The sequence below is a fragment of the Rhodoferax sediminis genome, assembly GCF_006970865.1.
GTDB classification, from domain to species: domain Bacteria; phylum Pseudomonadota; class Gammaproteobacteria; order Burkholderiales; family Burkholderiaceae_C; genus Rhodoferax_A; species Rhodoferax_A sediminis.
In genome coordinates, this window is record NZ_CP035503.1 from 4,214,446 (window position 1) to 4,239,154 (window position 24,709).

Genomic DNA, 24,709 nt, shown 5'->3' on the forward strand with positions numbered 1-24,709 from the left:
ACAGACAGGATAAAGGCGCCGGATCGTCGCGGTGCCTTCCCAACGACTGGAGACGATGGATGAACACGAACCCGCAAATCATTCACCCCGGCTGGCTGCGCGCCATGCACTGGATCAACGCGGTTGCGGTGGTCACGCTGGTGATGAGCGGCTGGCGCATTTACGACGCCACCGGCTTCATGGGCTTCGAGATTCCGGCCGTCCTGACGCTGGGCGGCTGGTTAGGGGGCGCCATTCAGTGGCACTTCGCGGCGATGTGGGTACTCGGCATCAACGGCCTGCTGTACCTGGCGCTGAACATCGGCACCGGACGGCTGGCGCGCAAGTTCTTCCCGCTGTCACCCAGGGCGCTCGCCGCCGACATCCGGGCCGCGCTGGCCGGCAAGCTGGCGCACGCGGACCCGCGCCACTACAACATGGTGCAGCGCCTGGCCTACCTGTTCGTGATGCTGGACAGCGTGCTGCTGGTGCTGTCCGGGCTGGTGCTGTGGAAGTCGGTGCAGTTTCCGCTGTTGCGCGAACTGCTGGGCGGCTACGAGGTGGCGCGCCGGGTTCATTTTCTGGCCATGGCCGCGCTGGTGGCGTTCGCGGTGGTGCACCTCACGATGGTGGCGCTGGTGCCACGCACGCTGGTCTACATGGTCCGTGGCCGCTGAGGAGATGCTATGAACCCCACGCTCATCACAATGTGTATTCGCTGTCCCCCCGAGGAGGCGCCTGCCTCCTTTGAGGCGGCTCGGCGGGAGGCATGACATGCAAATCAAAACCCCAAAATTCCTCCTGAGCAGCGGCGACGCCATCCTGAAAGAAGCCGTGCAGCGGCTGGCGCAGCCGGGCCGGCGCGACTTCCTGCGGCGCTCGCTCACGCTCGGCGGCCTGTCCATGCTGACTGGCTGCTCGCTCTCAAGCAACGACAGCGTGGACGCGGCCTTGACCCGGGTCTCGCGCTTCAACGACGACGTGCAGGCCTGGCTGTTCGATCCGAACCGGCTGGCGCCCACCTACCCCGAATCGATGATCACGCGCCCGTTCCCGTTCAATGCCTATTACACGCAGGACCAGGTGCGCCACGTGGACGCGGACAGCTTCCGGCTCGAAGTCTCGGGCCGGGTCGCCGACAAGCACAGCTGGACCCTGCCCGAGCTGCGCGCCATGCCGCAGGTCGACCAGATCACGCGCCACATCTGCGTGGAGGGCTGGAGCGCGATCGGGCGCTGGGGCGGTGTGCCATTCGCGAGTTTTCTGCGCCGCGTCGGCGCCGACCTGACGGCCAAGTATGTCGGCTTCATGTGTTTTGATGACTACTACACCAGCATCGACATGCCGACCGCGCTGCACCCGCAAACGCAGCTGACGCTGAGCTATGACGGCCAGATCCTGCCGCCCAAATACGGCTTCCCGATGAAGCTGCGCATGCCGACCAAGCTCGGCTACAAGAACCCGAAATACATCAAGGCGATCTTCGTCACCAACACCTACCCGGGTGGCTACTGGGAAGACCAGGGCTACAACTGGTTCGGAGGCAGTTGAGCCCGGCTCAGCGGCGCCTTCAGCGCCAGACCTTGTCCAGCGCCGCCCACGCGCTCGCCACCACCGGCTCGGCCACGCGCGCTCTCAGGCAGACAAAGCTCAGCACGCAGTCCAGGCTGACCCGGTCGGCGATCACCAGGCCGTGCGCCTGGCTCTCCCGAATCGCAATCGAGTCGCGCACCAGCGACAGGCCGACGCCCGACTTGACCAGATCCAGCATCGAGGCCTCCTGGTCCACCAGCGCCACGCGCCGGGGCTCCAGCCCGGTCAGCGAGCCGGGGCCGAACACGCCGGCGAGCACGCGGTGGTGCGCCGATGCGGGCGGCGTGGCCAGCCACGGCAAGGCCGCCAGCGCTTTCCAGTCGCGGCCCAGCACCTGCGGGCCCCAGCCGGCCGGGGCCAGCACGCGGTAGCTGAAGTGAGTGAGCTCCTTTGCTTCGAAATGAATAGCGGCTTGCCTGGTCTCCATATGGGCTAGCGGCTGATTTGATTCAGAATTGACCGGGAGGCCAAGGTAGAACCCGACGTCGAGTTCGCCGCGCGAAATTTGCGCCAGCACGTCGCCGCTCATGCCCTGGCGCAGCTCGGTCTCGATCTGCGGCGCCGACTCCACCAGTTCCTTCAAAAACGCGCCGAGCCGGGTGAATGCCGGGTCCAGGATGGTGCCGATGCGCAGCACGCCGCGCAGCGTGTTGTGCAGGCGCAGTGCCGCCTGGTTGAAATCGACGAGCGAGGCCAGCACTTTTTCCGCCTGCGGCAGCAGCGCCGCGCCGTCGCGCGTGAGCACCAGTCCCTGCGGCGTGCGCGTGAACAGCGCCAGCCCCGTACTCTGCGCCAGGCTCTTGAGTTGCAGGCTGACGGCCGGCTGGCTCAGGTGCAGCCGCATGGCCGCACGCGAGACATTGCCTTCGCGCGCCACGGCTACAAAGGCGCGTAGAGTTTGGGGGTCGAGGTGGCCGCTCATATTTGCCAAATTTATACACTGGTTTTGGCGAATTCATTGGCAAACCATACTCATTTTGGCGACACTCGCCGCATTGACCAGGAGATTCATCATGAGCACAGCAAATATTGACCATTACATCGGCGGCCGCGTGGTGGCCGGCACCTCGGGGCGCGCACAGGACGTGTTCAACCCGGCCACCGGCTCTGTGACCGGGCGCGTGGCGATGGCCAGCCGCAGCGAGGTGGACAAGGCCGTGGCCGCCGCCCGCGCTGCTTTTCCGGCCTGGGCCGACACGCCGCCGCTGCGCCGCGCGCGCGTGCTGTTCAAGTTTCTGGAGCAGCTGAACGCCCACCGGGACGAACTCGCGCACCTGATCACCGCCGAGCACGGCAAGGTCTTTACCGACGCGCAGGGCGAGGTCTCGCGCGGCATCGACGTGGTGGAATTTGCCTGCGGCATTCCGCAACTGCTCAAGGGCGACTTCACGGACCAGGTCTCGGGCGGCATGGACAACTGGACCCTGCGCCAGCCGCTGGGCGTGGTGGCCGGCATCACGCCGTTCAACTTTCCCGTGATGGTGCCGATGTGGATGTTCCCGGTGGCGATCGCCGCGGGCAACTGCTTCATCCTCAAGCCCAGCCCGATCGACCCGAGCGCCTCGCTCCTGATCGCCGCGCTGCTCAAAAAAGCCGGCCTGCCGGACGGCGTGTTCAACGTGGTGCAGGGCGACAAGGAGGCGGTGGATGCGCTGCTGGAGCACCCGGACGTGATGGCCGTGTCCTTCGTCGGCTCGACGCCGATTGCCAACTACATCTACGAGACCGGCGCGCACCACGGCAAGCGCGTGCAGGCGCTGGGCGGTGCCAAGAACCACATGGTGGTGATGCCCGACGCCGATCTGGAGCAGACCGTGGACGCGCTGGTCGGCGCGGGCTACGGCTCGGCCGGCGAGCGCTGCATGGCGGTCAGCGTCGCGGTGCTGGTGGGTGATGTCGCCGACAAGGTGGTGCCGCTGCTGGCCGAGCGCGCGAAGACGCTCAAGATCAAGAACGGCACCGCGCTGGACGCCGAGATGGGCCCGATCGTGACCGCGGCGGCGCACGCGCGCATCACCGGCTACATCGAACTGGGCGTCACCGAGGGCGCCAAATTGGTCGTCGATGGCCGCGGCTTTCGCGGCACCGACGCGGGCAAGGGCTGCGACAAGGGCTTCTGGATGGGCGGCACGCTGTTCGATCATGTCAAGCCCGGGATGCGCATCTACAAGGAGGAGATCTTCGGCCCGGTGCTGGGCTGCGTACGGGTCAAGGACTTCGGCGAGGCCGTCGAGCTGATCAACGCCCACGAGTTCGGCAACGGCGTGTCGTGCTTCACACGCGACGGCCATGTGGCGCGCGAGTTTGCGCGGCGCATCCAGGTCGGCATGGTCGGCATCAACGTGCCGATCCCGGTGCCGATGGCCTGGCACGGTTTTGGCGGCTGGAAGAAGAGCCTGTTCGGCGACACGCACGCCTACGGCGAAGAGGGCGTGCGCTTCTACACCAAGCAAAAATCCATCATGCAGCGCTGGCCCGAGAGCATTGGCAAGGGCGCGGAGTTTGCCATGCCGACGCCGAAGTGAATCGATGAGCGACACCGCCTTCGACTACATCATCGTGGGCGCCGGCACGGCCGGCTGCCTGCTGGCGAACCGGCTCAGCGCCGATGCCACAAAGCGCGTGCTGCTGATCGAGGCCGGCCGCAAGGACGACTACCACTGGATCCACATCCCGGTGGGCTACCTGTACTGCATCGGCAACCCGCGCACCGACTGGCTGTACCAGACCGAGCCCGACGCCGGGCTGAACGGGCGCGCGCTGCGCTACCCGCGCGGCAAGACGCTGGGCGGCAGCTCCAGCATCAACGGCATGATCTACATGCGCGGGCAGGCGCGCGATTACGACCAGTGGGCGCAACTCACCGGCGACAACGCCTGGGCCTGGGCCAATGCCCTGCCCTACTTCAAGCTGCACGAGGACTACTACCAGGGCGCCGACGCGGCGCACGGCGCCAGGGGCAGCACGCCGGAGCTGCTGCAGGACGACAAGACGCCGTACCGCCAACTGCTGCGGCACCGCCAGGCGGGCGGTGAGTGGCGCGTGGAGAAACAGCGCCTGCGCTGGGACATCCTCGACGCGTTCTCGCAGGCGGCGCAGCAGGCCGGCATTGCCGCCACCGACGATTTCAACCGCGGCAACAACGAGGGCGTGGGCTATTTCGCGGTGAACCAGAAAGCGGGCTGGCGCTGGAACAGCGCCAAGGCCTTTTTGCGCCCGACCTGCTACGGGCGGCCCAACTTCGAGATGTGGACCTCGGCGCAAGTGCGCCGGCTGGTGTTCGAGACTGCGGCCGACGGCAGCCAGCGCTGCACCGGTGTGCAGGTGCGCGCCAGCACGGAGAACGTGACGGCCACGGCTAGATGCGAAGTGATCCTGTGCGCGGGCAGCATCGGCTCGCCCCAGATCCTGCAGCTCTCGGGGCTGGGGCCGGCCGCGCTGCTGCAGCGCTGCGGCGTGCCCGTCGTACGGGACTTGCCGGGTGTCGGCGCGAACCTGCAGGATCACCTGCAAATCCGTGCCGTGTTCAAGGTGCAAGGGGTCAAGACCCTCAACACCATGGCCAGCTCGCTGCTGGGCAAGGCAAAGATCGGACTGGAATACGCCCTGAGGCAAACCGGACCGATGAGCATGGCGCCCTCGCAGCTGGGCGCCTTCACGCGCAGCGATGCCTCGCAAGCCTGGCCCAACCTGCAATTCCATGTGCAGCCGCTGAGCCTGGATGCGTTCGGCGAGCCGCTGCACGACTTTCCGGCGTTCACCGCGAGCGTGTGCAACCTGAACCCGACCAGCCGCGGCACGGTGCAGATCAGGAGCCCCCGGTTCGAGGACGCGCCCGCGATCGCGCCCAACTACCTGAGCACGGCGCAGGACCGCAAAATCGCCGCCGACTCGCTGCGCGTGACGCGCCGCATCGTGGCGCAGCCCGCGCTGGCCCGCTTCCAGCCGCAGGAATACAAGCCCGGCGTGCAGTTCCAGAGCGACGAGGAGCTGGCCAAATTGGCCGGCGACATCGCCACCACCATCTTCCATCCGGTCGGCACCACCAGGATGGGCCGCGCCGACGACCCCATGGCGGTGGTCGATGCACGGCTGCGGGTCCACGATGGGCAGGGCGGTCTGGTGGCCGGTCTGCGCGTGGTCGATGCCGGCGTGATGCCCACCATCACCAGCGGCAACACCAACTCGCCGACCCTGATGATTGCGGAGAAGGCCGCGCAGTGGATCGCCGAGGAGGGCCTCAAGGCTTGAAGGGTAAATCCCGATCGCCGGGGCGGTGGCGATCGCCTACAGTATCGTCACTCGGAAACAGGCGCGAGCGCCCGTTTCCATGAGGAGCCGAGGAGACAAAATTGCAACGCTGGCGCGCTACCCGCCGTCAGCGAGGTAGCAGACAAAAGGCGCCGGTGACCCCGGCGCCTTTTTATTTTGTTAACCAAAATAGCTTGCAGCCCTTGTCACTCCTTCGCATACAGCTATCAATTCAATAGTAAACGCCGTCTTCGCTCAAGCGACAATGGCGCCATGGATTTGATCGTTGTGTCGCTGGCCTCGCTGCTGGCCGGTTTCGTGGACGCCATCGTGGGCGGCGGCGGCCTGATTCTGGTGCCCGCACTGTTCGCCGTCTTTCCCACTGCGCCGCCCGCAACGCTCCTGGGCGTGAACAAAAGCGCCTCGGTCTGGGGCACCTCGATCGCGGCCTGGCAGTTCAGCCGGCGCGTGCACATGCCCTGGCACGCGCTGGGGCCGGCGGCCGTGGCCGGCTTCGGCGGCTCGCTCGCGGGCGCCTGGACCGTGACGCTGCTGGCGCCGGATTACCTGCGCCGCGCCCTGCCCTTCATCCTGCTGGCGGTGCTGCTCTACACGCTGGCGAAAAAGGAACTGGGCCGCCACCACACCCCGCGCTTTTCCGGGCGGCGCGAGACGCTGGCGGCCTGCACCGTCGGCTTGAGCCTGGGCTTTTACGACGGTTTTTTCGGCCCCGGCTCGGGCAGCTTTCTGGTGTTCGTGTTCGTGCGCTGGCTCGGCTATGACTTCCTCAGCGCCTCGGCCTCGGCCAAGCTCATCAACAGCGCCACGAATATCGCGGCGCTGATCTTATTCGCGCTCAAGGGCCATGTCTGGTGGCATTTCGCGCTGGCGCTGGGCGCGGCGAATGTGATCGGCAGCCTGCTCGGCACGCGGCTGGCGCTGCGCCACGGCGCCGGCTTTGTACGCGGCGTCTTCATCGTGGTGGTCAGCGCGCTGATTCTGAAAACCGGCTACGACGCGTTCGTGCGCTAGGAACGCCGCGAAGGGCCGCCCCGGGCAAGTTCAGCCCCCTCGGGGGGCAGCGCAGGACGCGACGCGACCAGCGTGGGGGTTCCAGTCCTAGGGTTCCGGGGGCCAGGGCACGTCCTGCACGCGGCGCGGTTTGCCGATCGGCGCCGTGGCCTGCGCCTTTTGCACCGCCGCGATGTCTTCTTCGCTGGGGTACTGGCCGAGCAGCCAGTAGTCAAAGATACGGCGCGCCATCGGCGCCGCGGCCTGTGCGCCAAAGCCGCCGTTCTCGACCACCATGGCGATCACGATCTTCGGGTCCTCGGCCGGCGCAAAGGCCGTGAACAGGGCGTTGTCACGCAGGCGCTCGGCGATCTTGCCGGCGTGGTACTTCTCGTTCTGCTTGATCTCGAGCACCTGGGCGGTACCGGTCTTGCCCCCGCTGGTGTAGGGCGCACCGCGAAAGCTCGCGGCCGAGGTGCCCTGCAGGTTGACGCCGACCATGGCGTTCTTGATCACCGCCAGGTTCTCGGGCCTGACGTCGATCCGCTCAGGCGCCTCGTGCACCACAGGCTCCGCCTTGTGCGTGACGGCATCGATCACTTCCTTGGCCAGATGCGGCTTGATCTTCATGCCGTTATTCACCAGCATGGCCGTGGCCCGTGCCAGTTGCAGCACGGTGAAGTGGTTGTAGCCCTGACCGATGCCGAGCGAGATGGTCTCCCCCGCATACCATTTTTGCTGGTCGGCGCGCCGGTAGGCCGTGCGCTTCCATTCGGTCGATGGCAACAGGCCGCGCAGCTCGCCCTGGATGTCGATTCCGGTCAGCTCGCCGAAGCCGAACGGCTTCATGTGGTCGTGAATCGTGTCCACTCCGAGGTCGTTGGCCAGCATGTAGTAGTAGGTGTCGCAGGACTCCACGATCGACTTGTACATGTTGACCGTGCCGTGCCCGCCCTCCTTGTCGTCGCGGAACTTGTGCCCGCCCAGCATGAAGTAGCCCGGGTCGGAAATCGACTGCTGCGGCGTGCGCTTGCCGGTTTCCAGCGCGGCCAGCGCCATGAACGGCTTGTAGGTCGAGCCCGGCGGGTAGGTGCCGCGCAGCGCGCGGTTCAGCAGCGGCTTGTCGAGTGACTCGTTCAGCGCCTGCCAGTTGTCGCTGTCGATGCCATCGACAAACATGTTGGGGTCGAACGTGGGCTTGCTGACGAAGGCCAGCACCTCGCCCGTCCTGGGGTCGAGCGCGACCAGCGCGCCGCGGCGATCGCCATACATGTCTTCCACCAGCTTTTGCAGCCGGATGTCGATCGACAGCTTGACCGTGTCGCCGGGCGTGGCCGCAATGCTGGCAAGCCTGCGCACCGCGCGCCCCGCGGCCGAGGTTTCCATCTCCTCCACGCCGGTCGTGCCATGCAGCTGGCGCTCGTAGCTTTGCTCGATGCCAAGCTTGCCGATGTAGTCGGTGCCGCGGTAGTTGGCCTCGTCGTCGGAGTCGTCGATGCGGTCCTTCTCGGCCTGGTTGATGCGCCCGATGTAGCCGATTGCGTGGCTCGCGAGCTCGCCAAACGGATAGTTGCGAAACAGCCGCGCCTTGATTTCGACGCCCGGAAAACGATAGCGCTGCGCCGCGAATTTGGCGACTTCCTCATCGCTCAGGCGGGTGCGAATCGGCAGCGACTCAAAGCTCTTGGACTCTTCCAGCAGCTTCTTGAAGCGCTTGCGGTCGCGCGGCGTGATGTCGATCACCTGCGCCAGCGCGGCGATGGTCTGCTCCAGCGGGCCGGCCTTGGACGGCGTGATCTCCAGCGTGTAGGCGGAGTAATTGTTGGCCAGAATGATGCCGTTGCGGTCCTCGATCAGCCCGCGGTTCGGCACCGTCGGCACGATCGCGGTGCGATTGCTCTCGGCCTGCTCGGCCAGATCGTCATGGCGCACGATCTGCAGGAACATCAGGCGCGCGACCAGCAGCCCGAACGCCACCAGCACCACCAGGCTGGCCACCAGCACGCGCCGGCGAAAGCGCGCAAGCTCGGCTTCGATGTTGCGCAGCTCGGTCATAACGGACGGTTCTTGTCGGGGTCGGGCGCGCGGCGCTGGGGCGCCAGCAGCAGCACGCTGACGATCGGCCACAAAACCGCCTCGACCAGCGGAGCCAGCAGCATCTGCCAGCCCGGAAACACGCCGCCGCCGAGCATGCGGATGCCCAATTCAATCGCATGGGCCGCGACAAAAATCGGCAGTACCTGCAGCGCCTGCGACGGCACGCTGAACCAGAGCAGGCGACGGTGCATGGTGATGGCGAAGAAACTCAGTGCGGTATAGGCCAGTGCATGCTGGCCCAGCAGCGCGGCCTGCTGCACGTCCATGACGACCCCGAAGACGAAGGCCGCACCGATCCCCACGCGCAGCGGCTGGTGCACGCTCCAGAACACCAGCAACAGCATCAGCAGGTCCGGCATCCACGCGGTGCGCCCGAGCGGCAGCATATCGATCAGCAGGGCCGCCAGCAGGCTGCCCCAGATGAACAACGGGTTGGCGGGCAGCAGCAGCTGCTGCCCCTGTCGCATGATCATGCGGCGCCCTCCTGGCGCAGCGAAATGGGCTGGCGCCTCATTTTGAAGCGTCCTTCTTTTTCGCCGGCGCCGGCTTGGGGTCCAGTTCCGGGCGCTGCGGGATCTGCGCCGACACCGGCGTGAGCACCATGACGTGCCGCGTCGCGTTCACCAGCGCCTGGGGGGTGCAATATATGCGGGCAAAACTTGAATCGGCACGTCGCTCGACCCTCGCCACTTTGGCGACGGGCAGGCCCGGCGGGTACACCCCGTCCACGCCGCTGGTGGTGAGCAAGTCGCCCTGCACCACATCGGTGTTCGCCGGCATGAAGCGCAAGTCCAGCATGCCCCCCTGCGACACCGGGTCGCCGAAGGCCACGCCGCGCACACCAGTGCGGGTGTTCAGGACCGGAATGGCCTGGTCGCGGTCGATCACCAGCGTGACCTCGCTGAGCAGCGGCAGCACCCGCGTCACCTGGCCGAGCACGCCGGACTCGTCGATCACGGGCGAGCCGGCCACGATGCCCTGCGTCATGCCCTTGTCGATGATGATCTTGCGGGAATAGGGATCGGCGGCGTCGTACAGCACCTCGGCGGCCTGTGCCGGCGTGCGGATCTGCTCGCGCAGCGCCAGCAGCTTGCGCAGGCGGGCGTTCTCCAGCGTGAGCTGTTCCACCTGGCTGGCGCGCAGGGATTGCAGCGCGAGTTTTTGGCGCGCCGCCTCCTCACCCTGCTGGGCCGCTTCCAGGGACTCGAAATACTCGCTGCCAGTGCGCGCCAGCAGCACCGGGCGCATGACCAGCCATTGCACCGGGTACAGCACGGTCGCGATGGCCGCGCGCAGCGGCTGGGTGACCTTGAAGCGCGTGTCGGCCACCATCAGGAACAGCGCCAGGGCGCTGAAAAACATCAGCTTGGACAGCGCCGACGGCCCCTGCTTGAAGAAGGGGGGCGGGGTCCTGTCAAGAGTACCTAAGGGCATGGCTCACGTATTGTCCCTTCTTCCGGGACCAGTGCGCGCAGGCAGACAGCTGTGCGGCTTATTCCGACGTGAAAATCGAGCCTAGCCGGTCCATGCGCTCGAGCGCAATGCCGCAGCCGCGCACCACGCAGGTCAGCGGGTCTTCCGCCACCAGCACCGGCAGGCCGGTTTCCTCGGCCAGCAGGCGATCCAGATCGCGCAGCAGCGCGCCGCCGCCGGTCAGCATCATGCCGCGCTCGGCGATGTCGGCGCCCAGTTCGGGCGGGGTCTGCTCCAGCGCGTTTTTCACGGCGCTCACGATGTTGTTGAGCGGGTCGGTCAGCGCTTCGAGAATCTCGTTGCTGGAAATGGTGAAGCTGCGCGGCACGCCCTCGGACAGGTTTCGGCCCTTGACCTCGATCTCCTTGACTTCCGAGCCCGGAAACGCCGAACCAATGTTCTTCTTGATCGCTTCCGCGGTCGGCTCGCCGATCAGCATGCCGTAGTTGCGGCGGATGTAGTTGATGATGGCGTCGTCGAAGCGGTCGCCGCCGACACGCACGCTGCCCTTGTAGACCATGCCGCCGAGCGAGATCACGCCGACCTCGGTGGTGCCGCCGCCGATGTCCACCACCATGGAGCCGGAAGCCTCGGACACCGGCAGGCCGGCGCCAATGGCCGCCGCCATGGGCTCCTCGATCAGATACACCTCGGAGGCGCCCGCGCCGAGCGCCGATTCGCGAATCGCGCGGCGCTCCACCTGGGTCGAGCCGCAGGGCACACAGATGATGATGCGCGGCGACGGCTTGAACATGCCGCGCGGGTGCACCATCTTGATGAACTGCTTGAGCATTTGCTCGGTCACGGTGAAGTCGGCGATCACGCCATCCTTCATCGGGCGGATGGCCTCGATGTTGCCGGGCACCTTGCCGAGCATGGCCTTGGCTTCCTTGCCCACGGCCTGAATCGTCTTCTTGCCCTGGGGGCCGCCTTCGTGGCGGATCGCGACGACGGAGGGCTCGTCCAGCACGATACCCTTGTCGCGCACATAGATCAGGGTGTTGGCGGTGCCAAGGTCAATCGCCAGGTCGGTGGAGAAGTACCGACGGAATGCTCCAAACATGAATAGTCCTCTCGGGCATGGTTCGCGCTTCGGCGGACCATCGCCATGTCAAAATTAGGTCGCTGGGGGTCGGAATTGGTCTTTTTCAGCGCAATTGCCGGCGCATTTGAAGGCGTTGCACCAAAGGCGGGATAATACCGCATCCCCTGTGCACAACCCGGCCGCACCCAGCCGGGGCGGCATATTTACATCTGGTTTCGGAAGCGTTTTCCCCATGGCTTTGACTCCCCAGGACATCGGCCGGATCGCCAATTTGGCACGGCTTGAACTTCAACCGCTTGAGAGTGAGCGCCTGCTGACACAACTCAACGGGTTTTTCGAGATTGTGGAAAAGATGCGCGCGGTGGATACCGCGAGTCTGGAGCCGATGGCCCACCCCATAGCCGTCAGCCAGGATGTGGTTTTGCGCCTGCGCGACGATGTGGTGAGCGAACCGAACCAGCGCGAAGCCAACCAGCGCAGTGCGCCGGCAGTGGAGCGCGGCCTGTTTCTCGTGCCCAAGGTGATCGAATGAGCACCCCCCACGGCGAGGGCCGCCAAATGACCGATCTGCATGATTTGACGCTGGCGCAGCTCGCCACCAGGCTGCGTACGAAGGACGTGTCTGCGGTCGAGGTGGCCCGGCACTTTCTGGCGCGTGGGGCCCGCCACGAGGCGCTCGGTGCCTACCTTGCCACCAGCGAAGAAGTCACCTTGGCACAGGCCCATGGCGCCGATGCGCGGCTGGCGGGGGGCGATACGGCGCCGCTGCTCGGCGTGCCGATCGCGCACAAGGACATCTTCGTCACCACGGACTTCCCGAGCACCGCCGGCTCACGCATGCTGGAGGGCTATCGCTCTCCATTTGATAGCACAGTTGTGTTGAAGCTCAAGGGTGCGGGGGCTGTAACGCTTGGGAAACTCAATTGCGACGAGTTCGCCATGGGCTCGTCCAACGAAAACTCGGCGTTCAAGCCGGTGCTGAATCCCTGGGACACCACGCGCATTCCGGGCGGCTCCTCGGGCGGCAGCGCGGTGGCCGTGGCGGCGCGCCTGGCCCCGGCCGCGACCGGCACCGACACCGGCGGCTCGATCCGCCAGCCGGCTTCGTTCTGCGGCATCACCGGCATCAAGCCGACCTATGGCCGCGCCTCGCGTTACGGCATGATTGCCTTCGCCTCCAGCCTGGACCAGGCCGGCCCGATGGCGCGCACCGCAGAAGATTGCGCGCTGCTGCTGTCCACCATGTGCGGCCCCGATCCAGACCGCGATTCGACCTCGCTCGACGCGCCGGCCGAAGACTTCACGCGCACCCTGAATGATTCGCTGCAGGGCTTGCGCATCGGTGTGCCGAAAGAATTCTTCGGTGAAGGTTTGTCGGCCGACGTGCGCGCTGCGGTGGATGCGGCCCTGAAGGAATACGGGAAGCTCGGTGCCGTGCTGGTGCCGATTTCGCTGCCGCGCACCGAACTCTCCATCCCCGTCTACTACATCATCGCGCCGGCCGAAGCGTCCAGCAACCTGAGCCGGTTCGACGGTGTCAAGTTCGGCCATCGTGCCGAGAAATACACCGACCTGACCGATATGTACAAGAAGACCCGCGCCGAGGGTTTTGGCGACGAGGTCAAGCGCCGCATCATGATCGGCACCTATGTCCTCTCGCACGGCTACTACGACGCCTACTACCTGCAAGCGCAAAAAATCCGCCGCATGATCGCCGACGATTTCCAGCAGGCGTTCAAGCACTGCGACCTGATCGCCGGCCCGGTCGCGCCCACCGTGGCGTGGAAGCTGGGCGAGAAATCAGACGACCCGGTGGCGAGCTACCTCGCCGACATCTTCACACTGCCGGCCTCGCTCGCGGGCCTGCCCTGCATGAGCGTGCCGGCGGGTTTTGGCGCCGGCGGCATGCCGGTGGGCCTGCAACTGATAGCCAACCATCTGCAGGAAGTCCGGCTGCTGAACGCGGCGCACCGGCTGCAGCAGGCCACGGACTGGCACCAGAAGACGCCGGGGGGCTTTTGAGATGAGCGAACCCGTGAACACTTTCGAGGCCTTGCAACAAGGCCGCCCCACTGGTCCGCTGGTACGGGGCTACGAGGTCATCATCGGCTTCGAAACCCACGCGCAGCTGTCCACACACAGCAAGATTTTCAGCCGCGCCGCCACGGCCTTCGGCGCCGAGCCCAACACCCAGGCCTGCGCGGTCGATCTGGCGCTGCCGGGCACCCTGCCAGTCATGAACAAGGGCGCGGTGGAGCGCGCAATCCAGTTCGGCCTGGCGATCGGCGCGCGCATCGCGCCGCGCAGCATCTTTGCACGCAAGAACTACTTCTACCCTGACCTGCCCAAGGGCTACCAGATCAGCCAGTACGAGATCCCGGTGGTGCAGGGTGGTTCGGTCTCGTTTTTCCTCGGCGAGGAATCCAAGACCGTGCGACTGGTACGCGCCCACCTCGAAGAGGATGCCGGCAAGTCGCTGCACGAAGACTTCGTGGGCATGAGCGGCATCGACCTGAACCGCGCCGGCACGCCGCTGCTGGAGATAGTGACCGAGCCCGACATGCGCTCCACCGCCGAGGCCGTGGCCTACGCCCGCGAACTGCACAAGATCGTGACCTGGATCGGCATTTGCGACGGCAACATGCAGGAGGGCTCGTTCCGCTGCGATGCCAACGTGTCGGTGCGCAAGCCCGGCGAGAGGCTCGGCACGCGGCGCGAAATCAAGAACCTGAACAGCTTCAAGTTCATGCAGCAGGCCATCGACTACGAGATCCGCTGGCAGATCGAGCAGCTTGAAGACGGCCATGCGATCCAGCAGGCCACCGTGCTGTTCGACCCCGGCACGGGCGAGACCCGCGCCATGCGCACCAAGGAAGACGCGGCGGACTACCGCTACTTCCCCGACCCGGATCTGCCGCCACTGGCGATTGCGTCCGAATGGGTGGAGCGCGTGCGCGCGCAGATGACCGAGCTGCCACGCGTGATGGCGGCGCGCTTCTGCGCGGACTATGGCCTTTCGGACTACGACGCGACGGCATTGACGCAAAGCCGCGAGATGGCGGCTTATTTCGAAGCCACCGCCAAAGCCTGCAACCAGCCCAAGCTGGCCAGCAACTGGATCATGGGTGAAGTCTCGCGCCGACTGAATACCGACGAGATCGGCATCGAACAGGCGCCCGTCCCGGCGGCCCGGCTCGCGCAGCTGATCACGCGCATTGCCGACGAGACGATTTCCAACAGCGCCGCGCGGCAGGTGTTCGATGCACTGTGGACTGCCGAGGGCAGCGACGTGGACGGCCTGATCGAAGCCAAGGGCCTGAAGCAAATGAACGACACCAGCGCCCTCGACAAGATCATCGACGACGTGCTGGCCGCCAATACCAAATCCGTCGAGGAGTTCCGCGCCGGCAAGGACAAGGCGTTCAACGCACTGGTCGGCCAGGTCATGAAGGCCAGCAAAGGCAAGGCGAACCCCTCGCAGGTTAACGACTCGCTGCGAAAAAAGCTCGGCTAGCTATCCCCCGTGGATTCCCGGTCAAGCCGGGAATGACAGGCGAGAAGGCAAGGGATGGTAGACAGAAGAATCTGCGCTGTCATTCCTGCCCACCTCCGTCATTCCCGCGTAGGCGGGAATCCACTGTTCGCCAGCGGCTCGCTCCCCTCAACGCGGGGCCGGGACCTGCGGCGTCCACAACTGCTTGAGCTTGACGAGTTCGTCGTCGAAACGCGCGTTGATGCGTTTTTTCTCGGCATCCTGCTCGGCGATGAAGCGGCTTTGCACCGCGGTGCTGCGCGCGTTGTCGTCCGCTTGGCGCTGCAGCGAAGACGGCACCCTGGTCGGGTTCTTTTTGTAGAACTCGAATTCGGCATCGATGCTCTGGCGCTCGGCCTGCAGTTCGCCCACGCGCTTTTGCGCGGCGCGGATCACGTCGTCGACCTGGCTCAGCGCTTGCGCCCGCTCCTGGTCGTGCACCGCCTTGTTGGGATAGCGCACCAGTAGTGCCCGGTCGCGGCGCTTTTCTTCGCGCTGGCGCGCCTGCTCTTCCTGCATGAGCTTTTGCTGCGCCTCCTGGGCCGCGCGCTCCTGCGCCGTGAGCGACGGACCCACCGTGCGGCGCACCGTGCCGCTGGGATTGAGCTCTTTTTGCGTGCGGTCGATGCAGTCGGCAATCGGCCGGTCGGCGTTCAGCACGCGCCCCTTGGCGTCGGTGCAGGTGTAGATGCCTTGCGCTGCAGCAGATCCCATGGAGCCGGCCAACAGCAGCAGCGCCGCGAGCGCTCCCCGAGTCAAATTCAGCACATTTATCCTTCGATTCAATCTACGCCGTAGCGCCGCCGGTAAGCCAGCACCTGTTCGTGGTGCGCGCCCGCCCCCTCGCGGCCGCTGTGGGACAGATACTGCAATAAATCCGCTAGCGTCGCAATCGCACAAACCTGCAGGCCGAGCTGATCGCGCACATATTGCACGGCACTGTGGTTCACATCCAGCCCGCCCTCGGTCGCCTTCTCCTGCCGGTCCAGCGCAATCGCCACGGCATGCGGCGTGGCCCCGGCGGCGCGGATGATGGCGATCGACTCACGCACCGCGGTGCCGGCCGACATCACGTCATCGACGATCAGCACCCGGCCCTTGAGCGGCGCACCGACCAGCGTGCCGCCCTCGCCGTGGTCCTTCGCCTCCTTGCGGTTGTAGGCAAAGGGCACGTTGCGCCCGAGCCGCGCCAGCTCGATGGCCACCGCGGCGCCGAGCGGGATGCCCTTGTAGGCCGGGCCGAAAATCATGTCGAACCCGATGCCGCTGGCGAGCAGGGCTTTTGCATAGAATTGCGCGAGCCGGCCCAGCTTGGCGCCGTCGTCGAACAGGCCGGCGTTGAAGAAGTAGGGGCTCAGGCGGCCCGCCTTGGTTTTGAACTCGCCAAAGCGCAGCACACCGGAATCGACAGAAAACTGCACGAACTCCTGAGCCAGCCGGTCATGTTCGGCCTGCTGCTCAGCTGTTCGCGCGCTTGCAACCACCATGGGGAAATCCTTGTTCAAACTCACCAGCCTCAATCTCAACGGCATCCGTTCCGCCAGCACCAAGGGGGTGGAAGCGTGGCTGACCCGGCATCAGCCCGATTGTATTTGCGTGCAGGAGGTCAAGGCCCAGGCCGCCGACATCGAAGGCCGCTTCGAGGCGCTGGCCGGCCTCAAGGGCCACTTCCACTTCGCCGAAAAAAAGGGCTACTCGGGCGTGGCGGTGTACAGCCGACATGAGCCGAGCGAGGTGGTAATCGGCTACGGCTCGCCTGAATTCGACACCGAGGGTCGATACGTGGAGCTGCGCTTCGATACGCCCAAGCGTCAGCTCTCCATCATCAGCGCCTACTTTCCCAGCGGCTCCTCGAGCGAGGAGCGCCAGCAGGCCAAGTTCCGCTTCCTGGCCGAGTTCTATCCGCATCTGGTGGCGCTCAAGAAAAAGCGCGAGTTCATCTTGTGCGGCGACGTGAACATCGCGCACAAGGAAATGGACCTGAAGAACTGGCGCAGCAACCAGAAGAACAGCGGCTTCCTGCCCGAAGAGCGCGCCTGGATGACGAAACTCCTTGATGAAGCCAAGCTGGTCGACGTGTACCGCCAGCTCCAGCCCACCGCCACCGACACCGCCTACACGTGGTGGAGCAATCGCGGCCAGGCCTATGCGAACAACGTGGGGTGGCGACTCGACTACCACCTGGCGACGCCGGCCATGGCGGCCCATGCGCGGCGTGAATCCATCTACAAGGCCGAAAAGTTTTCGGACCATGCTCCCTTAACAGTTGATTATGAATTTGCCCTTTGATGCCCTAGAAAGTCAATAGTGCGCGCCGGTCCGGCAGATCATGAAGAGGTCGACAGCGTCTTCGGCGGTTGGGCAACCCGAGGTGCAGGACCCCGGCCGACAACGGCGACCATCTGATGGGAACTTCACAGCCAGGTACTCTCACGTAATCGCAAATGCCAGCGCCACGGCCACTACGGCCAGCACCCCCAGGCCAGCAATGAACACCACCTCGGCGCGGCTCTCCAGCCGCCCGTTCGCATGGCCGCTGCGAATCGACATGAACGAGAGCAGTGCGCTGGCCAGGAACACCACGGCGTCGCAGGCCAGCAACTTGTCGATCACCATGCGCGCATCGCCGCCGTGGCCGAGATGGCCGATGGAGAGCACGGTCATGCACACACCCACCATCGTCGCCGAGGTGGGCAGGATGTGCGTGGAGAGCCCGCCCAGCGGGGAGCGCAGCAGGCGCTGCGGGTGTGGCGCGTGCGGGACTTCCTCGTGGTCAGGCGCCGGCGGTGGCGTCACGAAGCCGACTCATCCGTTCCCGCGGGCCACAAAAACAGGCGCCGGGCCGGTTGATGGCCGACCATGACCTTTTGCTGCAGCGTCTTCCCATCCAGGCTCGCCTGGACCGTGTACTGGCCGGGGTTCAGCCGGGCCAGCAGGAAGGGCCCGTCCGAGGTGGTCTGCAGCACGGTATGGCCCTTGGCATCGCGTACGATGACGTTGACGTCGGCCGCGTAGTTGGATCTGGCCTTGTTTTTGATCGCGAACTCGAGCGTCAGCGGCCAGTGCCGCGCCTCGGACTGAATCGCGGCGGCCTCGCCGTCGCCGATGCCGCCACTCATGATCTCGATCCCGTCGATCTTTTGCATGGGGGGAACGACGCCGGCCTGGGCCGATGCCATGCCGAACAGGGCCGCCCCCAACGCGGCCACCGCCGCGGCTTGGCGAATGCTTGCTTTCATTTCATTTCTCCTTGAAAGACTGTGCAGGCGGAAAAATGGACCCGGCCACCTGCGATCACCGGGACGTCATCGCCTGGCCTGCGCTTTTGCGCAGCCGGTTTTCAAAGAATGACGCCCGCGGCTTAAATGAGACTTAAGGGTGGGGGCGTGCCCGGCAAACGGCCGCGTATTATTCGCCGCATGAGTTCCAACTTGACCCGCGCCAGCGCAGCGCCCGCCACCGCCGCCAAACCCTCCTGGATCGACACGCTCAAGGTTTACCGCGAGGCCCCCACGCTGCGCATGCTGCTGCTCGGGTTCTCCGCGGGCCTGCCGTTGCTGCTGGTGCTGGGCACGCTGAGCTTCTGGCTGCGCGAGGCGGGCATCGACCGCACCACCATCGGCTACCTGAGCTGGGTCGGGCTGGCCTACGGTTTCAAATGGGTCTGGGCGCCGCTGGTGGACCGCCTGCCGATCCCGCTGCTCACGCGCTGGCTGGGCCGCCGGCGCAGCTGGCTGCTGCTGGCCCAAGGCGTGGTGATGGCGGGCCTGGTGGGCATGTCGCTGAACGACCCGCGGGCGGGGCTGGAGCCGGTGGTGTGGTGCGCGCTGATGGTGGCGTTCGGCTCGGCCACGCAGGACATTGCGCTGGACGCCTTTCGCATCGAGTCGGCCAGCATGGAGCGCCAGGCCGCGCTGGCCGCCACCTACCAGACCGGCTACCGGCTGGCCATGATCTGGGCCGGCGCCGGCGTACTGTGGGTGGCGGCGCGCGCGGAAGTGGCAGGCACGGTGGGCTACCAGCAGGGCGCCTGGCACACGGCTTACCTGGTGATGGCCGCGTCGATGGCGCTGGGCATGCTCACTGTGCTGTTCTCGCCCGAGCCGCTGCCGCGCGTGCTGCCGCCCGCCAGGAACGCCGCCGAGTGGCTGCGCAGCGCACTGGTGGAGCCGTTTGCCGACTTCGTGCGGCGCTACCGCTGGCAGGCCGCGCTGATCCTGGCCCTGATCGCCATCTACCGCATCAGCGACGTGGTGATGGGCATCATGGCGAACCCGTTCTACGTGGACATGGGCTACACCAAGGACGAGGTGGCGGCGGTCACCAAGATCTTCGGCGTGATCATGACCTTGGCGGGCGCCTTCGTGGGCGGCGCCATGTCGGTGCGCTGGGGCGTGATGCGCGTGCTGATGCTGGGCGCGATTTTGAGCGCTGCCAGCAACCTGCTGTTTGCGTGGCTCGGCTCGCGCGGGCACGACCTGACGGCGCTGATCGCGGTGATCTCGGCCGACAACCTGTCCAGCGGCATCGCCTCGGCGGCCTTCATCGCCTACCTGTCATCGCTCACGAACGTGAACTACTCGGCCACGCAGTACGCGCTGTTCAGCTCCATGATGCTGCTGCTACCCAAGTTTTTGGCGGGCTATTCGGGGCGCTATGTGGATGCCTTTGGCTACCCGCAGTTTTTCACGATGACCGCGATGCTGGGCGTGCCGGTGCTGCTGCTGGTGTGGCTCGCTTCAAGAGTCAAAATGGTGCCTGGCCCTTGATGTGTCTGCACGGTGCGCTATATATTCGATAGCAACTGCTTCATCAGCAATTGTTTTTGCACCTTGCCCAGTGCGGTCTTGGGCAGGGCCGGCAGCGCCAGCCAGCGGCGCGGCTGCTTGTAGCGGGCAATGCGGGCGTGCAGGAAGTCGCGCAGGGTTTGCTCCCAGTTTGATAGCCCATTGTTCACGTCCGGCAAGGGCTGCGGCCGCAAAACAATCACGGCCACAGCAATTTCGCCCCACTGCGCGTCGGGCTGCCCCAGCACCGCGCACTCGGCCACCAGCGGGTGGCCGGCCAGCAACTGCTCGATCTCGGCGGGGTAGATGTTTTCCCCGCCCGAAATGATCAGGTCCCTGGCGCGGCCGACGATGGTGTAGCTGCCGTCCGGCGCCTGGCGCGCCAGGTCGCCGCTGTGGAACCAGCCGCCATCGTCCAGTGCGCGCTGCTGCGGCCAGTAGTGCGCGACCACGTTGGGCGCACGCAGCAGCACCTCGCCCACATCGGCATGTGCGGTTGGCCGCGCGAGGCGCACTTCGACCCCGGGCGCGGGCCAGCCGCACGAACCCACATGGCTGAAGGCCTGCTTTGGTGCCAGTGCGATGGAGAACGGCCCGGTCTCGGTCGCGCCGTACACGTTGCACACGGGCACGCCGCGCGCGTGGAAGGCGGCGATCAGCGCCTCGGGCAGCGTGCTCGAGCCGGCCCAGACGGCGCGCAGGCACGACAGGTCGGTGGTGACCCAGTCGGGGTGCTCGACCAGCGCCTTCATCGTCGCGGGCACCTGCAGGGTCAAGGTGGGCCGGTCCTGCGCAAAAGACGCCAGCGTAGCGCCGGCATCGAAGCGGGCGTGCAGGATCACGGCAGCGCCCGCGCACAGCGCCGGCAGGGTCTGGATGCACAGGCCGCCCACATGGAACAGCGGTAGCATAGTTGCTATCAAATCTGCAGCTGTCAGCGCTTGCACATCAATGGCTGCAGCCATATTTGCCATCAAATTTTCCTGCGTGTGCAGCGCGCCCCTGGGCTGTCCCGTGGTGCCCGAGGTATAGACCAGCAGGGCCGGCGCCGCGGGGTCGGCGTGCACGGGCGCGGCCGGCAACGCGCCGGGGGCGGCCAGCGTCTGCAGCGCATGGGCTGGCAGGCCATGCTGCAGCGCCAGCGTGGTGGCGGCCGCGGCCCAGGTGGCGTCATGCACCAGGCAGCGCGGGGTGCAGTCGGCCAGCACGGCGGACCACTCGGGCGGCGCCAGTCGGTAGTTGAGCGGCACCAGGATGGCGCCCAGGCGTGCCAGCGCGAACAGCAGCACGATCTGGTCGGCCTGGTTCAGGCCCAGGTACGCCACGCGGTCGCCGGGGCGCACGCCCCACGCGTGCCAGAGCCGGGCCGCCGCATGCCCGGTGCGGTGCGCCAAATCTTCATAGCTGAAGTCGTGCCGGGAATCGGGCCCGATGGCGCGAAGGGCCAGCGCGTGCGGGCGCTCGCGCGCGTGGCGGGCCAGGATGTCGTCCAGAACGGAAGTGGTTTGCATTTACTTTACTTTACCGCCGCTTCAACGCGCCGTGATTGAGTGCCCGCACGATGGCCAGAACACTTGGCGCCCTCCGGCCCGGGTGAAGATTAAACTGCCACTCATGAGTTCACAACTGTTGATGATTGAAGACGACGCCCGGCTGGCCAGCATGGTGCGCGAGTACCTGGGCCAATCGGGCTTCGAGGTGTCACACGCGGGCGATGGGCTCGGCGGCCTGACGCGGCTGCAGGAGCTCGCGCCCGATCTGGTGATTCTCGACCTGATGCTGCCCGACATCGATGGCCTGGAGGTCTGCCGGCGCATTCGCGCTTTGCCGGGCGACGTGGCGCAGGTGCCGGTGCTGATGCTGACGGCCAAGGGCGACCCGATGGACCGCATCATCGGGCTCGAGCTGGGCGCCGACGACTACCTGCCCAAGCCGTTCGAGCCGCGCGAGCTGCTGGCGCGCATCCGCGCCATCCTGCGCCGGCGCATCGACGGCGCGCAACCCACAGCCAAGGTCATCCGTTTCGGCTCGCTGGAGATCGATCGCGATGCGCGCAGCGTCACGGTGAGCGGCCTGCCCAGCGACCTGACGTCGTACCAGTTCGACCTGCTGGTGGCGCTGGCCGAGCGCGCCGGTCGCGTGCTCAGCCGCGACCAGATCATGGAGGCCGTGCGCGGGCGCGAGCTGGAGGCGTTCGACCGCTCGATCGACGTGCACATGGGGCGCATCCGCGCGGCGATCGAGGTGGACGCGAAAAACCCCCGGCGCATCCTGACGGTGCGCGGCGTCGGCTACGTGTTTGCCAAGCAGCAGGACTGATCGAGCACCGGGAGCGATCCGCTTGCCCCTCTTCAACGCCCTCTCACGCCGCCTGTATCTGCGCATCTGGCTCGCCGTGGTGGGCGGCGTGGCGGTGCTGACGCTGGTGGTGGGCTGGGCCTGGCAGGTCTCGGAGGAGCACTACAGGGCGCCGCGCGAGCCGCGCGAAGTCATGGTGCGCAATGCTGCAGGCGTGTTGATCGGCTCGGCCGAGGCCGAAGTGAACCGCGTACCGGGGCAGGGCCTGGAGTTCATCGTCACGCTGGACAATGGCCAGACCCTGGCGTTGCAAATGCCGCCACGCGGGCGCCGGCCTGCGGGGCCGCCGCCCGCGTGGACGCGCTCTCCCTTTGGTTTTGCGTGGCTGTTGGCGCTGGTCGGACTGGCGGTGGCGCTGGGTGTGTACCCCATCGTGCGCCGGCTCACGCAGCGGCTCGAGTCGCTGCAGCGCGGTGTGCAGCGCTGGGGCGAAGGCGACCTTTCGGTGCGCGTGCCGGTGCAGGGCCATGACGAGGTAGCGGACCTGGCCGCACGCTTCAACCACGCGGCCGAGCGCGTCGAGACACTGGTGAAATCGCACAAGTCGCTGCTGGCGAATGCCTCACACGAACTGCGCTCGCCGCTGACCCGCATTCGCATGGGACTGGAGCTGATGGGCAGCACACCGTCAGCGGCTTTCAAGGACGAGATTTCGCGCAATATCGGCGAGCTGGACCAGCTGATCGACGAAATCCTGCTGGCCAGCCGGCTCGATGCCCAGGAAGCCGACATCGGCACCGTCGAACAGATAGACCTGACCGGACTGGCGGCCGAAGAGTGCGCGCGGGTCGGCCTGGAGCTCGACACCGGCCACGACACCGAGAGCGGCGCGAGGGCCGTGACCGTGGACGGCGTTCCCAAGCTGCTGCGCCGCGCCATCCGCAACCTGCTCGAAAACGCGCGCCGCTATGGCACCGGCGCCATCACCGTGAGCGTGCAGCGCGAGGGCCAGCGTGCGGTGCTGCGCGTCAGTGACCGCGGGCCCGGTGTGCCGGTCAACCTGCGCGAGCGCATTTTCGAGCCGTTCTACCGCCTGCCGGGCGCCAGCGAGCGCGAGGGCGGCGTCGGCTTGGGCCTGGCGCTGGTGAAGTCAATTGCGCAGCGCCATCGCGGCACGGTGCGCTGCGAGGATCGCCCGGGCGGCGGCGCCACCTTCGTGGTGGACTTGCCATCTTCGAACATGTAACAGCGACACTCTCGCGAAACTGTGTGGAAAGTCACAACAATAGAGGGTGAACCTGGCCTGTACCGTCGCTTATCCCGCAAACATGGGATGTCCAAATGCAGGAAATTACGTAAAGTTACTGGACTGCTGTCACAGGAACAAGGGCTCGAAACTCGCAAGAGTTGGACATACGTAGAGAATCCCAACGACGTCCTTCCAAGGACTTTTTCAAGCCACCGCGAGGTGGCTTTTTTTTGACCCGATGACGCCCCCGCGCACCCAAGTTCACAATAGCGCCATGAAAACCCGCCTGACCACCCTTTTCGATCTCTCCGTACCTGTTGCACTCGCGCCCATGGCGCTGGCCTGTGGCGGCGCCCTGGCGGCTGCTTGCGCCCGCGCAGGCGCGCTGGGCCTGGTCGGCGGCGGCTACGGCGACCTGGCCTGGACGCAGCGCGAGTACACGCTGGCGCTGCAGGCGGCCGAAACGGCGCCAAACCGGTCCCGCATCGGTTGCGGCTTCATCACCTGGAAGCTGGACGAAGACGCCTCGGCGCTGGACTGGGTACTGGACCGGCCGGCCGGCGACAAACCACGCGCCCTGATGCTGTCCTTCGGCGATCCGCGGCCCTACGGGGCGCGTATTGCGGCCGCCGGCACCACGCTGATGTGCCAGGTGCAGCGCATGGAGCAGGTCCCGCAGGCGATCGAGGCCGGTGCGCGGGTCATCGTCGCGCAGGGTGCCGAGGCCGGCGGCCACGGCATGAATTCGCTCAATGGCCGGGCCACCATGACGTTCGTGCCCGAACTCGCGGACTGGCTCGCCGCCCACGCCCCCGACACCCTGCTGCTGGCCGCGGGCGGCATTGCGGATGGGCGCACGCTGGCCGCCGCGCTGGTGCTGGGCGCCGATGGTGCCCTGGTCGGCTCGCGCCTGTGGGCGACACGCGAGTGCCTGGCCGCACAGGGCGCCAAAGATCAGGCGGTGCGAGCCAACGGCGACGGCACTGCCCGAAGCGCCGTGTTCGACATCCTGCGGCGCAAGAACTGGCCCGCGCCCTACGACTTTCGCGCCATCCGCAACGACCTGCACCGGCAGTGGGAGGACCGCGTGGAGGCGCTGCGCGCCGATCCGGCAGCCGCCCGCGCCCGCTACGATGCGGCAGTCAAGGCGGGGGATTTTTCGGCGGCGCACGCCACCGTCGGGGAGGCGGTTGGGTTGATCAACGATTGCCCTTCGGCCGAAGACGTCTTGCGGCGCATGGCGCGTGATGCGGCGGCGTTGTGGCGTTGAGCGACATTCGGGCAATATCTACTTACAAGCTTTCCTTGCCGGGGCGAGGCGGCGGTGCATGAGGGGCTCAATAGCGCACTGATAATCCAGGCTGCTTTTGAACCGGGAGTTGGCACGACATGCC

The 24,709-nt window shown here is 66.3% G+C and carries 23 protein-coding genes; 13 read left to right on the forward strand and 10 right to left on the reverse strand.

Annotated features, from left to right (window positions below):
* Window positions 1-59 precede the first annotated feature (59 nt).
* Complete coding sequence (locus tag EUB48_RS20375; protein WP_142820879.1) at window positions 60-656, forward strand: cytochrome b/b6 domain-containing protein; 597 nt, start codon at window positions 60-62, stop codon at window positions 654-656.
* A gap of 97 nt (window positions 657-753) precedes the next feature.
* Window positions 754-1,530, forward strand: coding sequence for a molybdopterin-dependent oxidoreductase (locus tag EUB48_RS20380; RefSeq protein WP_142820880.1), 777 nt, complete (start codon window positions 754-756; stop codon window positions 1,528-1,530).
* Between the two features lie 19 nt (window positions 1,531-1,549).
* On the opposite strand, the gene EUB48_RS20385 is transcribed toward EUB48_RS20380, so the two are convergent.
* The gene (locus EUB48_RS20385) at window positions 1,550-2,494 is read right to left on the reverse strand and encodes a LysR family transcriptional regulator (protein WP_142820881.1); all 945 of its coding nucleotides are present in this window, start codon (window positions 2,492-2,494) and stop codon (window positions 1,550-1,552) included.
* Window positions 2,495-2,585: 91 nt separating this feature from the next.
* Between EUB48_RS20385 and EUB48_RS20390 the strand changes: the two genes are divergently transcribed.
* From EUB48_RS20390 to EUB48_RS20400, 3 genes are all read left to right on the forward strand, one after another.
* Complete coding sequence (locus EUB48_RS20390) at window positions 2,586-4,097, forward strand: CoA-acylating methylmalonate-semialdehyde dehydrogenase (protein WP_142820882.1); 1,512 nt, start codon at window positions 2,586-2,588, stop codon at window positions 4,095-4,097.
* A gap of 4 nt (window positions 4,098-4,101) precedes the next feature.
* Window positions 4,102-5,823, forward strand: a complete 1,722-nt coding sequence (locus EUB48_RS20395) for a GMC family oxidoreductase (RefSeq protein ID WP_142820883.1) — start codon at window positions 4,102-4,104, stop codon at window positions 5,821-5,823.
* A 273-nt stretch (window positions 5,824-6,096) separates the two neighbouring features.
* Entirely contained in the window at window positions 6,097-6,855 is a 759-nt protein-coding gene (locus EUB48_RS20400) for a sulfite exporter TauE/SafE family protein (RefSeq protein ID WP_142820884.1), read from the forward strand.
* A gap of 87 nt (window positions 6,856-6,942) precedes the next feature.
* Here the strand turns inward: EUB48_RS20400 and mrdA are convergent, their stop codons facing one another.
* From mrdA to EUB48_RS20420, 4 genes are read right to left on the reverse strand one after another with little or no spacing between them, the layout of a single operon-like run.
* Complete coding sequence (gene mrdA / locus EUB48_RS20405; protein WP_142820885.1) at window positions 6,943-8,889, reverse strand: penicillin-binding protein 2; 1,947 nt, start codon at window positions 8,887-8,889, stop codon at window positions 6,943-6,945.
* Window positions 8,886-9,404 carry a rod shape-determining protein MreD gene (gene mreD, locus EUB48_RS20410; protein WP_142820886.1) on the reverse strand — a complete coding sequence of 173 codons (519 nt, stop codon included), beginning with the start codon at window positions 9,402-9,404 and terminating at the stop codon, window positions 8,886-8,888. The genes mrdA and mreD overlap by 4 nt, the downstream gene beginning before the upstream one ends.
* 37 nt (window positions 9,405-9,441) lie before the next feature.
* Complete coding sequence (gene mreC / locus EUB48_RS20415) at window positions 9,442-10,365, reverse strand: rod shape-determining protein MreC (RefSeq protein ID WP_142820887.1); 924 nt, start codon at window positions 10,363-10,365, stop codon at window positions 9,442-9,444.
* 58 nt (window positions 10,366-10,423) lie between these two features.
* On the reverse strand, window positions 10,424-11,467 hold the full coding sequence (locus EUB48_RS20420) for a rod shape-determining protein (RefSeq protein WP_077562204.1): 1,044 nt from the start codon (window positions 11,465-11,467) through the stop codon (window positions 10,424-10,426).
* Between the two features lie 214 nt (window positions 11,468-11,681).
* On the opposite strand from EUB48_RS20420, the gene gatC reads away from it, so the two are divergent.
* The 3 genes from gatC to gatB are packed head-to-tail and all read left to right on the forward strand — an operon-like array spanning window position 11,682 to window position 14,963.
* Window positions 11,682-11,981, forward strand: coding sequence for an Asp-tRNA(Asn)/Glu-tRNA(Gln) amidotransferase subunit GatC (gene gatC / locus EUB48_RS20425; RefSeq protein ID WP_142820888.1), 300 nt, complete (start codon window positions 11,682-11,684; stop codon window positions 11,979-11,981).
* Window positions 11,978-13,471, forward strand: a complete 1,494-nt coding sequence (gene gatA, locus EUB48_RS20430; protein ID WP_244618276.1) for an Asp-tRNA(Asn)/Glu-tRNA(Gln) amidotransferase subunit GatA — start codon at window positions 11,978-11,980, stop codon at window positions 13,469-13,471. The genes gatC and gatA overlap by 4 nt, the downstream gene beginning before the upstream one ends.
* 1 nt (window position 13,472) lies before the next feature.
* Complete coding sequence (gene gatB, locus EUB48_RS20435; protein WP_142820889.1) at window positions 13,473-14,963, forward strand: Asp-tRNA(Asn)/Glu-tRNA(Gln) amidotransferase subunit GatB; 1,491 nt, start codon at window positions 13,473-13,475, stop codon at window positions 14,961-14,963.
* Between the two features lie 147 nt (window positions 14,964-15,110).
* On the opposite strand, the gene EUB48_RS20440 is transcribed toward gatB, so the two are convergent.
* Both EUB48_RS20440 and pyrE read right to left on the reverse strand, forming a co-directional pair.
* On the reverse strand, window positions 15,111-15,746 hold the full coding sequence (locus EUB48_RS20440; RefSeq protein ID WP_274595975.1) for a DUF4124 domain-containing protein: 636 nt from the start codon (window positions 15,744-15,746) through the stop codon (window positions 15,111-15,113).
* A 17-nt stretch (window positions 15,747-15,763) separates the two neighbouring features.
* A complete protein-coding gene (gene pyrE / locus EUB48_RS20445; RefSeq protein ID WP_142820890.1) occupies window positions 15,764-16,468 on the reverse strand; it encodes an orotate phosphoribosyltransferase in 705 nt (234 codons plus the stop codon).
* 10 nt (window positions 16,469-16,478) lie between these two features.
* On the opposite strand from pyrE, the gene EUB48_RS20450 reads away from it, so the two are divergent.
* Window positions 16,479-17,270, forward strand: coding sequence for an exodeoxyribonuclease III (locus EUB48_RS20450; RefSeq protein WP_142820891.1), 792 nt, complete (start codon window positions 16,479-16,481; stop codon window positions 17,268-17,270).
* A 141-nt stretch (window positions 17,271-17,411) separates the two neighbouring features.
* Here the strand turns inward: EUB48_RS20450 and EUB48_RS20455 are convergent, their stop codons facing one another.
* Together EUB48_RS20455 and EUB48_RS20460 are read right to left on the reverse strand one after the other, a co-directional pair.
* A complete protein-coding gene (locus EUB48_RS20455) occupies window positions 17,412-17,777 on the reverse strand; it encodes a hypothetical protein (protein ID WP_244618277.1) in 366 nt (121 codons plus the stop codon).
* Entirely contained in the window at window positions 17,774-18,220 is a 447-nt protein-coding gene (locus EUB48_RS20460) for a carboxypeptidase-like regulatory domain-containing protein (RefSeq protein ID WP_142820892.1), read from the reverse strand. The genes EUB48_RS20455 and EUB48_RS20460 overlap by 4 nt, the downstream gene beginning before the upstream one ends.
* Window positions 18,221-18,400: 180 nt before the next feature.
* Here EUB48_RS20460 and EUB48_RS20465 point away from each other — a divergent pair, with 180 nt between their 5' ends.
* A complete protein-coding gene (locus EUB48_RS20465) occupies window positions 18,401-19,750 on the forward strand; it encodes an AmpG family muropeptide MFS transporter (RefSeq protein ID WP_210411666.1) in 1,350 nt (449 codons plus the stop codon).
* A 17-nt stretch (window positions 19,751-19,767) separates the two neighbouring features.
* Here the strand turns inward: EUB48_RS20465 and EUB48_RS20470 are convergent, their stop codons facing one another.
* Window positions 19,768-21,279, reverse strand: a complete 1,512-nt coding sequence (locus EUB48_RS20470; RefSeq protein ID WP_142820894.1) for a class I adenylate-forming enzyme family protein — start codon at window positions 21,277-21,279, stop codon at window positions 19,768-19,770.
* Window positions 21,280-21,382: 103 nt separating this feature from the next.
* On the opposite strand from EUB48_RS20470, the gene EUB48_RS20475 reads away from it, so the two are divergent.
* From EUB48_RS20475 to EUB48_RS20485, 3 genes are all read left to right on the forward strand, one after another.
* Window positions 21,383-22,087, forward strand: coding sequence for a response regulator transcription factor (locus tag EUB48_RS20475; RefSeq protein ID WP_142820895.1), 705 nt, complete (start codon window positions 21,383-21,385; stop codon window positions 22,085-22,087).
* 22 nt (window positions 22,088-22,109) lie between these two features.
* Window positions 22,110-23,312, forward strand: coding sequence for an ATP-binding protein (locus tag EUB48_RS20480; protein ID WP_142820896.1), 1,203 nt, complete (start codon window positions 22,110-22,112; stop codon window positions 23,310-23,312).
* Window positions 23,313-23,589: 277 nt separating this feature from the next.
* Entirely contained in the window at window positions 23,590-24,585 is a 996-nt protein-coding gene (locus EUB48_RS20485) for an NAD(P)H-dependent flavin oxidoreductase (RefSeq protein WP_142820897.1), read from the forward strand.
* Window positions 24,586-24,709 lie beyond the last annotated feature (124 nt).

Bases quoted from the DNA above. Each gene is read 5' to 3' on its own strand.
- mreD (WP_142820886.1), bottom strand. From the start codon at position 9,404: ATGATCATGCGACAGGGGCAGCAGCTGCTGCTGCCCGCCAACCCGTTG.
- EUB48_RS20420 (WP_077562204.1), bottom strand. From the start codon at position 11,467: ATGTTTGGAGCATTCCGTCGGTACTTCTCCACCGACCTGGCGATTGAC.
- pyrE (WP_142820890.1), bottom strand. From the start codon at position 16,468: ATGGTGGTTGCAAGCGCGCGAACAGCTGAGCAGCAGGCCGAACATGAC.
- EUB48_RS20400 (WP_142820884.1), top strand. From the start codon at position 6,097: ATGGATTTGATCGTTGTGTCGCTGGCCTCGCTGCTGGCCGGTTTCGTG.
- EUB48_RS20390 (WP_142820882.1), top strand. From the start codon at position 2,586: ATGAGCACAGCAAATATTGACCATTACATCGGCGGCCGCGTGGTGGCC.
- EUB48_RS20375 (WP_142820879.1), top strand. From the start codon at position 60: ATGAACACGAACCCGCAAATCATTCACCCCGGCTGGCTGCGCGCCATG.
- EUB48_RS20385 (WP_142820881.1), bottom strand. From the start codon at position 2,494: ATGAGCGGCCACCTCGACCCCCAAACTCTACGCGCCTTTGTAGCCGTG.
- mrdA (WP_142820885.1), bottom strand. From the start codon at position 8,889: ATGACCGAGCTGCGCAACATCGAAGCCGAGCTTGCGCGCTTTCGCCGG.
- gatB (WP_142820889.1), top strand. From the start codon at position 13,473: ATGAGCGAACCCGTGAACACTTTCGAGGCCTTGCAACAAGGCCGCCCC.
- EUB48_RS20395 (WP_142820883.1), top strand. From the start codon at position 4,102: ATGAGCGACACCGCCTTCGACTACATCATCGTGGGCGCCGGCACGGCC.
- gatA (WP_244618276.1), top strand. From the start codon at position 11,978: ATGAGCACCCCCCACGGCGAGGGCCGCCAAATGACCGATCTGCATGAT.
- mreC (WP_142820887.1), bottom strand. From the start codon at position 10,365: ATGCCCTTAGGTACTCTTGACAGGACCCCGCCCCCCTTCTTCAAGCAG.
- EUB48_RS20475 (WP_142820895.1), top strand. From the start codon at position 21,383: ATGAGTTCACAACTGTTGATGATTGAAGACGACGCCCGGCTGGCCAGC.
- gatC (WP_142820888.1), top strand. From the start codon at position 11,682: ATGGCTTTGACTCCCCAGGACATCGGCCGGATCGCCAATTTGGCACGG.
- EUB48_RS20460 (WP_142820892.1), bottom strand. From the start codon at position 18,220: ATGAAAGCAAGCATTCGCCAAGCCGCGGCGGTGGCCGCGTTGGGGGCG.
- EUB48_RS20485 (WP_142820897.1), top strand. From the start codon at position 23,590: ATGAAAACCCGCCTGACCACCCTTTTCGATCTCTCCGTACCTGTTGCA.
- EUB48_RS20470 (WP_142820894.1), bottom strand. From the start codon at position 21,279: ATGCAAACCACTTCCGTTCTGGACGACATCCTGGCCCGCCACGCGCGC.
- EUB48_RS20465 (WP_210411666.1), top strand. From the start codon at position 18,401: ATGAGTTCCAACTTGACCCGCGCCAGCGCAGCGCCCGCCACCGCCGCC.
- EUB48_RS20380 (WP_142820880.1), top strand. From the start codon at position 754: ATGCAAATCAAAACCCCAAAATTCCTCCTGAGCAGCGGCGACGCCATC.